The following is a 12,540-nucleotide window of genomic DNA, read 5'->3' as shown; positions in this document are numbered from 1 at the left end:
ACAATGTAAAACGCTTTCACGAAAATTACTAAAAAAACACCTTCTCATTTGAAAGTATTTTTTTAAATGTGTAAAATTCCACGATAAGTGTAGTAAAGTGATTGCAAAACCAAAAGTAAAGGTGTCTTATCGGTCGTGTCATATCCATTTACTTCTTCCTTTTGTGTTAAGCAATAAAGAGGGATATCAGCTATTTGTACCAAACTATTTTCAGTTAAATTGGTAAGGCTAATCAATTTATGATTTCTGGATTTGGCCAGTTCTGCTAATTCCAAAACAGAAGGTGTTTCCCCAGATAAAGAAACAAAAAAGAATACTTCATGAGAAGAGCTTAAAATCTTCTTTTTCATTTCCTGCTGATATTCATAAAATTGAAATTTGTCATCGAGAGCAAAGAGACTTTTTACATACATCTTCGTCAGAAGGCCTGTTTGATCTAGCGCATAAAAATTTACACTCTTGGCTCTTTGCATTAGCTGCACAACCTTCATTTCTCTTTCTTTATCGATTAGATCAAAGTTTTTTAAAAGAATATGCTTATGTGCATTCATACTTTCAGGAGTTGTAAGCTCCTGTTTGAGGTTAATCTTAAATTCAGAGAAATTTTTGGAGCTATACTATAAAAGTGGACAGAAAATTGTGTGTTATAATCTGTCTATTAAGACACAAAAATGAAAGGACTTTTATGTCAGGTTTTAAACGTTACGACGAGGAATTTAAGCAATCTCTCGTTAATCTCTACCAAACAGGTAAAACTCAATCCGAACTCTGTAAAGACTATGGTGTCTCCCCTTCTGCACTTGCAAAATGGATCAAGCAGTACTCTCAAGTTCGTCTTGAAGATAATACGGTCTTGACTGCTAAACAGATTCAAGAATTACAAAAAAGGAATGCCCAACTCGAAGAAGAAAATCTTATCTTAAAAAAAGCAAGTGCCATATTCATGCAAAACTCCAAGTGAGATTAAAAGCAGTCTATAGACTCCGATTTGAACACACGACAGTTATGCTCTGTCGTGTTTTACATGTCAATCGTTCCACCTACTATAACTTCATAAACAAGAAGCCCTCAAAACGTGAAATAGAAAATCAACGCTTGAGAAAATTACTCCTTGAGATTTATATGAAAGCCAAGAAAAGAATTGGAACGAGAGCTTTTAAAATCATTCTCCTGCGTGATTATGGCGTTAATATTTCTGAGGGGCGTATCTTAAGACTTCTCAAGTCTATGACACTCCCTAAAATGTCAACGATTAAACCTAGAGTTAAATCAAAACACTCTCCTGCATTTTCTTCTGATAATCTCCTTAAACAAGAATTTAATCCTAAGTCCCCGAATCAAGTATGGACAACTGATTTCACTTATATTTCTATAGGACATAGACGGCATGTTTATCTCTGCGCCATCCTTGACCTCTACTCTAGAAAATGTATTGCTTGGAAAGTAAGTGACAGGATTGATGCTAAACTTGCCTGTGACACATTAGGGATGGCTATAAATAAGAGGAAGCCTAAGGAACCAATCATTTTTCATTCGGATCAAGGTAGCCAATTTAAATCAGCTTCCTTTAGAAAAATATTAGATGAGCATCAATTGCTTGCTTCTTACTCCAAACCTGGATATCCTTATGATAATGCTGTCACTGAGGCCTTTTTCAAGTACCTCAAACAACGGGAAATAAACAGAAGAACTTATCACTCCATTCAAGAAGTTCAACTCTCTTGCTTTGAATACATCGAACAGTTTTATAACAACTATAATCCTCATTCCGCAAACAATGGTTTAACTCCAAATCAGAAAGAAGAAAACTATTTTAAGAAAATATAGCTCATTTTGTGTCTAAATATTTGACATTAGTCCATTTCATAGCCTAATTTTTTACAGAAACGAGTTATTGTATTGGGCACAGTGTAAAATTTCTGTGATAAAATAACAATCTTGGTCTGACTCACCGCTTCTTTATTTTTCAAGATGTAGTCTACCAAGTCTTCTTCCAACTCTGTTAACTTATTCTCTTTATTTTTTACGCGTTCCTGAAAACTCAGCATATTTATCCTCTTTTTTGACTTTTTAAGCCTTTCACTTATCTTTTATTCTACCATAGTTTCTTTTTAAAATAAAAACGCTTAAATATGTCAAATCATGCAGCATAATTTTCCACAAAAAAGAGCCTATCTTATAGACTCCTTTTATCTCATTATCTTATTTACTGTTTTTTTCGTTGATCCACTCAGTGGAGAGTGTCATCGCGGCACGTGTCGCATTAGTATCATTCATTGAATTCACCATAACAAAGTCATGGATAATGGCTTGGAAACGCACTTGAGTTACTTCCACTTCAGCTTCTCGCAATTTACGTGCATAAGCTTCACCTTCATCTCGCAAAACATCAGCTTCACCAGTAATAATCAAAGCAGCAGGTAAATCTGTCAAATCTTCTTTCATCGAACGAAGCGGTGAAGCTGTGATTTGATTACGTTCTTCTTCGTTTGTCGTATATTGATTCCAGAACCAAATCATTCCTTCTTTAGTCAAAAAGTAGTTTTCCGCAAATTCATTGTAAGAATCCGTATCAAAATTGGCATCTGTTACGGGATAATACAAAACTTGTTGTCCAATCTTTTGACCGCCTCTTTGTTTAGTCAAAAGTGTCATCACAGTGGCCATATTTCCGCCAACAGAATCTCCAGCTACAGTGAGATGATTTACATCAAATTTCTTATCGTTAGAAAAATCTTTTAGCTGTTGTAGGACAGCGTAGTTTTGCTCAATAGCCGTTGGGTATTTGGCTTCGGGTGACAGGGAGTATTCAGGAAAAACCACAACGGAGTTGGTCCGTACGGCAAGCTCACGAATTAGTTTATCATGTGTATGTGCATTGCCAAAAACCCAGCCTGCTCCGTGGATATAAAAGATTACAGGTAATTTCTTTTCTTGATTAAGGGGGCGAATAAATCTGACATTTATTTCCCCCCAGTCTCCTGTATCAACAGCGACATCTTCAATATCAACGTCTTCCTTTGCGACTGGAGAATCCTGAACTTCATTTAATAAGCTTCTTCCCTCTTCTACTGGAAGTTCATAAATACGAGGATGGGGCGCATTTGCTTCACTAAATTCTAGCGCAGCTGTTTCTAAGGAAATTCTTTCTACCATTTTATACCTCCAAAAATACTTTTTATTATCTTTTCTTAAAAGATAATTTTTTATTGCAAGGACAAAATCCAGTAAAATCAAAGATTTCTTCATAATATTGAAGTAATTCTTCATATTTCTTGGACTACGTTAATTTTCTGAATATTATTTTAATAACATTTTATAATTTAAAGTTAGAGAAAACAAGAAATTGATATCGGAAAATACTTTCGTTCTTATTTAGACAATTTGCTCGTAAGGTAAATAAAAAGGGGAGCCCCCTTTTATTTAACAGTCGTTTCCCCAGTTACTTTAACTTGTTCTTCGCTAGGAAGTTTGTTATAAGCATCCAACAATTCTTGATTTTTAAAGATAAGATTTCCATCAATCATTGCTTCTCCATCAACACCTTTCCCAGTTTGACCATGGAAGCCTTCAGCATTTACTTCAACATCTCCCTTAACTGTACCATTTGAAATATAGAACTGTGGAGAATTTACTTCAAGTTTTTTTACAGTAAGTGTATAGCGATCTGTAACCTTACGGTCTGCATCTTGCGTATAAAGGGCTAATTTACGTGCTTCTTCGCCCTCTTTATTTTTAAATTCGCCTTCAACATTCAAAGTTTTGTCTGATGCATCTAAGTCTTTATTAATGGCCGCAATCCAAGCGCCATCCTTCGAAAGTCCTTTAGAAAGGGTATCAAAATTATCTGTGCCTGCAGTTGCCCCAGCAAACACTTCAGCTGATTGTTCAGTTTTTGTTTCTTCTGATTTTTTTTCACCAGATCCACAAGCTGTCAAAACTCCCAATGACAAAGTTGATACAGCTAACAATGAGAGAAGTTTCTTATTCATAATATACCTCGCTTTTCTTTTTCTTCATTGTAGCATACACAATTGTTCCATTCAAGAAAACGCTTCCTTTATTTATGAGATTGTTTTGTTCAATTCATTTTTCTAAATAATTTAACTCCTCTTTTTTCCATAAAAATAAGGGCTATTAAGCCCTTAGAAATATATTTGCATGCCTTTATTATTACCAACATCTGCTCCATACTAAAGATGTATATTAAACTGAACGAGGCAAGACAAGTGCTAGGATTAATCCTAGAAACCAGAAACCAAATATCGTAGCCAAAAAAACTCCGAATATTTGTCCCCCAGATAAGCCCCGAGAACTGGCATTTTGACGGGCAAAAAGAAAATGAGAATTGCGATGACTAACACAAAGAGAGCCAACCAAAAATTTGCTGGTGCACTGTTCCAAATCTCTTGTAGACTTGAGTTAATATTTTCAAAATTCATTTTTTCTCCACAGTTTGTTAACGCTTTTATTTCATTTTTTATACGATTAAGAATACATAAAATTTATGAATCCTTGTAGGCGTATTATAACAGCCGTTTCTATTATTTTCAAGCTTGTTTTACCGTTATTTAGAAAATTAAAAATTAGTGTAAAACTGTATAAACTGCTGTTAAGGCTTGCACAGCAAGTATGACCACTATTGGCGACATAATAACTAGAACAACAAGTCCTGGACCTGATAACCATTCTTTATCTTTATTTTTTCGCATATTCGTCTCCTTTATCATTCTATAAATCATTTGATACTGGATATCGTTAAATAACTTCAAACTTCATAGACATTAAATCCATATACCACTAGAGGCAATGAATATTATAGCATAAAATTTATCGTTTCTACTTTTGCAATAAAATAAAACAAAAAGAAAAACCGCTCAACAGAGCGGTTAGACAAGTCAAAATTATTTACGACGTTCTGGGATACGAGCCGCTTTACCTTGCAATGCACGGACAGAAACCAATATTGTTGCTTTATACGCTTTTATAGTTACATCCCTTATTATTACTGCATTTTCTAGACATTACTCATTGAAATATATTTCTATGATATTTGCAAACTCGTTGAATATTGCCCCCTTTTTGCCCCCTTTAATTTATAAAACTCTTCTATATAATAGAAGAGAAAATTGAAATGAAGATTTGTGTACTTAGAGTATAACAGAAAAATCCCTATTGTCATAGAGATTTACCTATTAAGAACAGACACTTATTATAACATACTGAAACGTTAATTATTACCTAAGAAATACCATTATCAAATAGAAAATAATATTTTTTAACGACATATCTTTTGATTTAATTATAGAAATCAGTTATAATTTAGTCAAGATAAAAACAGTTACCCTTCTTGTAATGTTCGCTTTATCCTTCCCTGTAAAAGAACCCTATCAACACTTTGTTGGTAGGGCTCTTTTTATACACCTTCTACAAGAATACTATAGCTCATCACTATTTTTCTATATACAGTACTATTCATACGTTTATCTTCACCTAAGTCAATATTTTTAATAATAAAATCTTTTAGATCTTCATGGTCAAAAGATTTTATTTCAGAAAGGATATATCTTAGCCTATTAAGTAAAGGTACATTAGTTAGTAATATTACATCATCAATAGTTGAAGTACTCTTCAACTCAACTAAATATTTTTTGGCCACATCTTTTTTTGCTTTACTAGCATATACATCGACAGTACTGCTTGGGAAATTTTGAATTCTTTTTCTAAAACTTTCCATTTCCTTTTCCAAGTCATTCGGAATACTATCCCAACTCTCAATTATATCTTTGTGTCTTTTATAAGGAACTGGATAATTTGCGGACATTTTTTTCAAAAATATTAAAGCAATTCTGGAATCTAGTTCCATACTCTCTGAAAAATATTCTCTAATATAATCACGGTAAGTTGGTATTTTATAGATATATTTACTATCACCAAATGCGACTACAATATTCTTATTTTTAAGGTCGTCTGTACTAATTTTTGATATATCAATAAAACTAGTAAGAACGGTATCTAATTCCTTTTCTTTACCCTTAACTTCAATAATCTTTCTAAAGGCGCCTTCATATTTTGAGATTACAGATGGTAATATTCCTTGATCAATTTGAGATATTTGCCTATAAATTTCTTTATAATTATCAGTACTAATATTAGTATAATGAATATTTAAATCTGAAATATTACCTATCGATTCAATCAATTTATTCTCATTCTTTTTATACTCTACCACCCCAATTCTTGAAGCAGCTTTCGATATATCTTCATAAGGCATATTCTCTGTATACGTAGATAATAGTTCTCTAATATTTTCATCGGATAAGGAATAGCCTAAAAAAAGAATTGGGGATTCTGTGAGATTTGATAATATTTTTGCATTTACTAAAGCTAATTTAGATTCATTTTTTTCATAATCTGATTCTGTAAGTGTAATTGTATCAGGCTTACTAACAGATCCGTGGATCTTATATAGTTCTCCATAATCGGAACTTGTAGTAAATAATCCAGCATTACCTATATTAGTTTTTATACCTATTTTTCTCGAAGTAAATCTTTGTTCAATAAAATTATCATAGTTTGTTGTAATAATAAATCGGGCTTTGACTAACATATCCGTGAAAAGCTCAACCTCATCCAGCATATCTTCTCTAATCTCTAAATTCAAAAAAATATTCGCAACTTCTTGACGAAAAGGAGAAAGGCCTTTTGAATGTGCTTCTCTTTTCTCTAAATTATCAATTTTGATTTGATTTTTATAGAATGCTTTATCAATTTCTTTTTCAAGCTCTCCCGCAATTGTTAAAAATATTTGAAAATCATCTTTTCCTGCAGCTTGCAAATCATGATACTTTGAATAATAGTCATCTTCTGCATGAACCCTACTCCACAATTTTATAATTAGTTCTTCCCATCGGGGTGAATCCTTAAAATACCTTTGAGTAATACCTGAACCAATAAAAATAATCGGATATTGATTATTTAATTTAATATCCTCAATAAACCCCATACTCACTCCTTTTTATGTGCTTCTTTTATTTACATTCATTATATCAAAAAAACCCCTAACCGTTTTGGCTAGGGGTGTTATATTTCTATTTTTTCAAATAATCCATACTAATGTATCGCTTGGCTCCACTGTAAGAAGTGTAAGTTCCCCATTTCATCCCTTCGCTAGTAATTACTTCAGAGATATTTACGCTTTGCCCAAGGCTGTAAGCAGCAACCACTTTACCCTTCTTGGTTGATGGATAATCACGTACATTAAGTGCCGATGCAGTAACTTTATAAGTTCCCGCACCTTGTCCGCTGGGAGACGGTGTACTTGCATCTGGAATACGTAAGATTGCATACGGTGTCAGATAAGCACGTGTTCGGCGCTCTACACCTTTAGCACTTGCTGTTTGAGCTGAACCATCATAATTCTGTTCAATGGCTGTTACTGTAGTAGCTGTTGCTGACTCCACAATTAAAACATGACCAAATCCTCCATTATTTGGATTTTCTACCAAGATATCCCCTTTTTGAGGAATAATAGGGTAATAACCACCTGAAGCCATAAATATTTGAGGTGTCACTCCTTTAGCTTTAATCGCATTGATATTATTAACATCAACAGTATTAATCGCATTGCCTGTGATACGTGCTCCTGTAGCCCAATAAACAGCATAAGTTGAAAGGTCTGCACATTGTCCGCCATACATACCGTCAAAGTCTACAACTTGACCAAGTTTTGCAACTGCTAAATCATAAATTTTACTCATTTCTTTTTCTCCTTTATTTTCTCAGTGATAATAACTAGACCAACAAAAAAGAGCATGAACAGCCCCCATAGTCCTAAAATTATCATTTGTTCTCCTTGTTCAGATTAATAACACTTGCTGACTGATCACCAACCGTTCCACTTCCGATAGATGTAAGCACTGAAACAAGCGTTGCTAACAATGATACACTTAAAGCATTTACCCAATCTACATCTAGTACACCTGTAGCTCCTGCAGTCATTACCGCAACCATTGACTGAGCAAATGTTTTTACTGCACGTTCTGCAGTATCTTTCAAAAATGTTTGATTAAACATATTTTTATCCTCCCTTTGTTAAAAAATAACTTACTACTCCAAGGCCTAGGGCAATCATATAGCCCCAAGCCCATTTATTCGTGGATTTTATATCTTCAATAGATTTTGTATTCGCACGAGCCAATAAAAGAGCTTGCTCTGCTTTATCTCTTACTGACTCATAATTATCTAACTTCGTTTCGATTCTAGCGAGACGTTCAAGGACCTCTCGCAGTGCTTTTTCTTCCAATTTTTATTATTCCCCTACTTTTAAAATTTATGCTGTACGTAACCAGATATATGCTGTTTGGAATGGTTGCAAATTGTTGTGTGCCCCGTCTCCACCAGTATTTTGGTTCGTTGCAGTCGCTGCGTTATTCGTTGCTGTTGTGGCTCCAGTGGTCCAAGATTTAGCACTGATTGTACCCATGATATTATAACCACCTTCACCATATTTCGTATTACCATTTTGCCCCATCAATGTTGGGTTATTAGCTGGGTGGCTATGTGAGTTTTGCGTGTGATTGTGACTATTTTGAATATGGGTGTGGCTTGGCATCTCTGCAATTGTAAGCTTGTGAGTTTTCTCGCCTCCAGTAAGTCCAGCAGAAGCAAAGTCAGTGTCATCTTCATCAACCCCTATAATGACCTTACCTTTTACTTGTTCCCATACTCCCATACCTAAAATTTCCGCTGGATTCGTTGATATATTTGACATGTAGTAAGAACCAACCGGATAAACCATATCTGCTATCAACGCTTTTAATCCTGTATCTGCACTGTCAAGGAGTTTCCCATTTTCTGGCGTTTTAATAGTCCCATCAGTGCCAAACTTCCACCATTTACCAGTAACACCACCTGACTGGTAACCAGAACCAACAAATACATCTTGGTCTGCTGTAAGAAAGGCATGCTCGTTTCCTCCTGACACTGTGCCTAAAGAAGGCGGTGTAGTTTCCGATGTTTCAATAGCTTGTAGTAAAGCCCTACCTGACTCTCCACCCCCAAGGATAGCGTTAGCTCCCATAGATAAAGCAAAGCTCCAACCGTTAGATGTTTGACCCGTGAGTCGAGGATTGGCCCACAATAAGGTTTGTCGTTGGATTGCATCCCCTGTATCATCATGTAGATACGTCCCTAATGTAGCTTGTAAGCCACTAGCAACTGTTGTATGGAAAACAGGCATGTCTGTAAAACTTTTAGTCCCTGCAATAGATTCATCACCACTTTTATGCACAATGTCACTATCATTTGTAGCTTTAACATTAATATCCTGTGTACCATCAAAAGCAGTGCCATTTATTTTACGTGCGGTTTTGAGTTTTGTTGCAGTTGCGGCATTTCCCGTAATATTTGCCTGAGTAGGCATAGTAATAGTCTTTGTGTTTACCCCAGTAATATGCCCTTGGCCATTTCTTTTTACAGAGTCAATTGCTGTAAAAGTAGAACCATTATTGGGAGCTTCTTCTGAAGTTGTATCACTTTGGGAAACGTTGGGATGCACATAAGCCACTGGAAGTTTTACTGTCTTGGTATTTGCTCCAGTGACCCGTCCCTTTGTATCCGTCTTTATACTATCAACTGTTGTGAATGTTTCATTATAATTTGGCGAAACAGAACTGGTTGTATCGTTTTGACTAACCGTTGCTAAAGTAGTTGCTAACCCAACAGCTTGTGTGCCATCAAAAGTAGCACTTCCTGAAGCATCTCCTGTCAATGTTACTTTCTGTGCAGTTTTCAGCTTAGTAGCACTCTCGGCATTTCCGGAAATATTACCCACAATTGTTGAAGTAAAGGTTTTGATACCTGCAATGGTTTGGTTAGTGGACTTATCAATTAAATCTCCTATTTTATCCCAGATACTTTTACGATCAGTATTCGCTGAATTAATCTGATCTTGTAATTTTTTTACTTCATCATCTACCCGTTCATTGGTAGCTGGAGAAACAGGGTCTACAACCGTACTGACCGTATCACTATTGGATAAGGTCAATTGAGGTCTAATCGTATATTCTGTGACTTCTGCAGTGTTTTCTGCTGGCAATCGGAAAGGAGTCTGCGCTGTTGTAGCTGCAGCCAAGAATTCCGCTCCGTTATACTTACAAACCAGTAAAAGAGTGTTCATATCGTAGTCAACAGTATTACCGGTACTATTTAAAATACCTGTAACAGTAACTGTTGAACCTGAAATTTTTACACTTGATACAGGGAACTTACTTTTCGTTTTAATCGTACTTAAAACTAAATCATCAAAACTTTCCAAATCGCTCTGTGCAAACTTATCATCACTCGATATAAATCGTACAAACTCAATTTTATTTTGGGTAGAAATTGCTGCTACTTCTGTGCTAGCGTATTTTTTTGTAATTACCCAATTATTATATAAAGCCAAATTTAGCCTCCTTCCGCATATTTTGTCTTCTTGCTTGTCACTTTACCTGCAAGCATACCACCCACACCATGTTTTGTAGGACCTTTTGTAGAAGTTTGTCCATAGTTGAATGTTTTAAATGTGAGGTTTGCTGGCAAGTATGATTTCATCAAGCTATTTAATCTTCGTAAAGCTTGAGCATCAGTAGTTTCTGTTTTTACTTCAACATCAAAGCCAGTAACTGAAAGCTTGGCATTGATATTCAGTGTTTGAAGCAACTCATTAAAGGATTTCAAAGTGATTGGCCTTGGAGGTAACATCCGCGCAATAACGTTGTATCGCCGTGTTTCAATATCCAAACCAACTACACCAGTTATTCCCAACATCTTCTCAAAAATAGCAAGTCCTTCTTCATTTGCAACAATAGGGAAAAAGTTGTCCTGAGCTTGATTAATTGCCTCCTGCAAATCATCAAGTTGATATTGCTGAACTTTCATCAGAAGGGCCATCTCATAAACATCATTATAAAAAGGCTGCGGAATTAAATCCGTAAGCCTTATTGTTTTATTGTTCATCTAATGTCACCGCCCCAACTACTGGCAATTCTTGTAAATCATTACTGAATGTCAAAACAACATCCTCTTCTTTAGTATCAAATAAGAGAGATGCCACGTTAACTACACCATCAACTCCAATTATTGCAGAAATGAGTTGTGATCGATAAACTGTTAGTTTATAACCTCGCTCTCCTGCTAACGTATCCCAAGATTTGCGCAAACTTTCAAAGTGTTTATTAATTACATCAGTAACAGCTTCTTTAACATCTAATACCGTAACCCCACTATCTGTTTCTATTTTGGCAGAAATATTTATCTTACGCACTGTGGGTGCTGCGACTGTTACAGTATGTCCTATTGGTGCAATTCCATAACCGTCCCCAGGAGAATCTTGGGGATCAATCTTAGTTTGTATTGTTTCAACCAACGACTGACTCGCCGCATTATAAGTATTATCAAGAATAACAAGGCGAACAGTGCCGCCTCCTTTCCATGTTGGATAGACTTGTACTGCAGCAACGTCTTCTAATTCTTTTGTAAAACTAATATAGTCTGTAACATTCCCACCATAGTTAATGATTTCATTTCCGCTGAGCAATCTCTTTCTAAGCGATTCATCATCTTCTATATCACGAGCTGGAACAGTAACTTCTACAATTTCAGCTTTACCAAGGTTATCAAAAGGTGTCACTGGTAAGAGCTGCCCCAGCACTCCGTTTGCTTCAATTCCCGCAGATTCCGCAGTCAATTCCGCTTGACCATTAGGCAATACTTTGGAACACGTATAGAAAATAGGATTGGCTCCTGTACTTGAAAAACGATCCCCAACATCAATGGTTAGTGGATTGCCTTTGTTATCCGTAAATTCTGCAGTTACTCGCGCATTGGTTGCTGGTTCTCTTTGAGTTCCACGCTCTGCAGCTTTATAATCCAGATATACACCATTTGCAGTCTGTAAATAAGCATTCAACACAACTTGTTGCATATTCATTGCCATTTCCGCAAAGCTATAAGCTACAGGAGCAATTGCATCATAAATTATTGAACCTTCTCGCTTATCAACTCCATCCGGAACACGGGCAAGAGCTTTTTCCAAGTAGTAATTAAAATCATACTGCTGAAATTCATATTCAATACTCATGCTTTAACCTCCTTTTCTATTTCAAAATTTCCAAATAATGTGCTTACTGTAAGAGATACACTGAGGGTTTGTCGGTCAGTTTGTTCTACACTATCAATCGTGACGTCATCTATTCGGTCATCACTCAATAAAGCTTCTTTGATCACATTTTCAACAGCCGTTTTAACAAAAGGGATGTCTTTCCCAATCAAATCATTTAAGTCATTTCCGTACTGATCAGAATATATTTCAAAGACAAACCTATCTGTGAGCAATATTTTGATTACCGCTTGATGCACTGCTTCTAAGCTGTCAATTCTACCTAAGATACGTCCATTTTCAACTTTATAAGTTAAAGAGCTTTCAATCACAGGTTCGGGTTGATTTACCTCCAACTCTTCCTGTTTAATATCTTCTGTAATAGGTTTTTCCATAAA

General features: G+C 35.5%; 12 protein-coding genes and 3 pseudogenes. 1 reads left to right on the top strand and 14 read right to left on the bottom strand.

The genetic code is table 11. The features are described from left to right. Positions 1–62 precede the first annotated feature (62 nt). Positions 63–551, bottom strand: coding sequence for an SIS domain-containing protein (locus J0J36_RS03360; RefSeq protein ID WP_242520641.1), 489 nt, complete (start codon positions 549–551; stop codon positions 63–65). Positions 552–685: 134 nt separating this feature from the next. On the opposite strand from J0J36_RS03360, the pseudogene J0J36_RS03355 reads away from it, so the two are divergent. Then, positions 686–1,843: pseudogene (locus J0J36_RS03355) on the top strand (IS3 family transposase). Positions 1,844–1,862: 19 nt separating this feature from the next. Here J0J36_RS03355 and J0J36_RS03350 read toward each other — a convergent pair. From J0J36_RS03350 to J0J36_RS03295, 13 genes and pseudogenes are all read right to left on the bottom strand, one after another. Continuing rightward, a pseudogene (locus J0J36_RS03350) lies at positions 1,863–2,048 on the bottom strand (MurR/RpiR family transcriptional regulator); the annotation flags it as partial. 154 nt (positions 2,049–2,202) lie between these two features. Continuing rightward, a complete protein-coding gene (locus J0J36_RS03345; protein ID WP_153924624.1) occupies positions 2,203–3,156 on the bottom strand; it encodes an alpha/beta hydrolase in 954 nt (317 codons plus the stop codon). 263 nt (positions 3,157–3,419) lie between these two features. After that, on the bottom strand, positions 3,420–3,992 hold the full coding sequence (locus J0J36_RS03340; protein ID WP_019292020.1) for a hypothetical protein: 573 nt from the start codon (positions 3,990–3,992) through the stop codon (positions 3,420–3,422). Between the two features lie 214 nt (positions 3,993–4,206). Beyond that, positions 4,207–4,442, bottom strand: a pseudogene (locus tag J0J36_RS03335) (hypothetical protein). 144 nt (positions 4,443–4,586) lie between these two features. Continuing rightward, entirely contained in the window at positions 4,587–4,712 is a 126-nt protein-coding gene (locus J0J36_RS10635; RefSeq protein WP_016170978.1) for a hypothetical protein, read from the bottom strand. A 704-nt stretch (positions 4,713–5,416) separates the two neighbouring features. Then, positions 5,417–7,006 (bottom strand): SIR2 family protein, encoded by a 1,590-nt coding sequence (locus tag J0J36_RS03330; protein ID WP_206886787.1) that lies wholly within the window; start codon positions 7,004–7,006, stop codon positions 5,417–5,419. 85 nt (positions 7,007–7,091) lie between these two features. Next, positions 7,092–7,760, bottom strand: coding sequence for a CHAP domain-containing protein (locus tag J0J36_RS03325; RefSeq protein ID WP_206886786.1), 669 nt, complete (start codon positions 7,758–7,760; stop codon positions 7,092–7,094). Positions 7,761–7,842: 82 nt separating this feature from the next. Beyond that, positions 7,843–8,076: a holin gene (locus tag J0J36_RS03320; RefSeq protein ID WP_165706731.1), complete on the bottom strand. Its 234-nt coding sequence runs from the start codon at positions 8,074–8,076 to the stop codon at positions 7,843–7,845. Between the two features lie 4 nt (positions 8,077–8,080). Beyond that, the gene (locus J0J36_RS03315) at positions 8,081–8,305 is read right to left on the bottom strand and encodes a hemolysin XhlA family protein (RefSeq protein ID WP_040087030.1); all 225 of its coding nucleotides are present in this window, start codon (positions 8,303–8,305) and stop codon (positions 8,081–8,083) included. 27 nt (positions 8,306–8,332) lie between these two features. Next, entirely contained in the window at positions 8,333–10,447 is a 2,115-nt protein-coding gene (locus tag J0J36_RS03310) for a hypothetical protein (RefSeq protein ID WP_206886785.1), read from the bottom strand. A gap of 2 nt (positions 10,448–10,449) precedes the next feature. Then, positions 10,450–11,001, bottom strand: a complete 552-nt coding sequence (locus J0J36_RS03305) for a putative phage tail protein (RefSeq protein WP_165706733.1) — start codon at positions 10,999–11,001, stop codon at positions 10,450–10,452. Further along, positions 10,991–12,124, bottom strand: coding sequence for a baseplate J/gp47 family protein (locus J0J36_RS03300; RefSeq protein WP_206886784.1), 1,134 nt, complete (start codon positions 12,122–12,124; stop codon positions 10,991–10,993). Before J0J36_RS03300 ends, J0J36_RS03305 begins: the two co-directional genes overlap by 11 nt. Then, complete coding sequence (locus J0J36_RS03295) at positions 12,121–12,537, bottom strand: DUF2634 domain-containing protein (protein WP_206886783.1); 417 nt, start codon at positions 12,535–12,537, stop codon at positions 12,121–12,123. Before J0J36_RS03295 ends, J0J36_RS03300 begins: the two co-directional genes overlap by 4 nt. Positions 12,538–12,540 lie beyond the last annotated feature (3 nt).

The organism is Lactococcus sp. LG1074 (genome assembly GCF_017309525.1).
GTDB classification, from domain to species: domain Bacteria; phylum Bacillota; class Bacilli; order Lactobacillales; family Streptococcaceae; genus Lactococcus; species Lactococcus petauri.
Note: the sequence above shows the minus strand (reverse complement) of the source record. Positions and strands in the feature narration are given on the sequence as shown.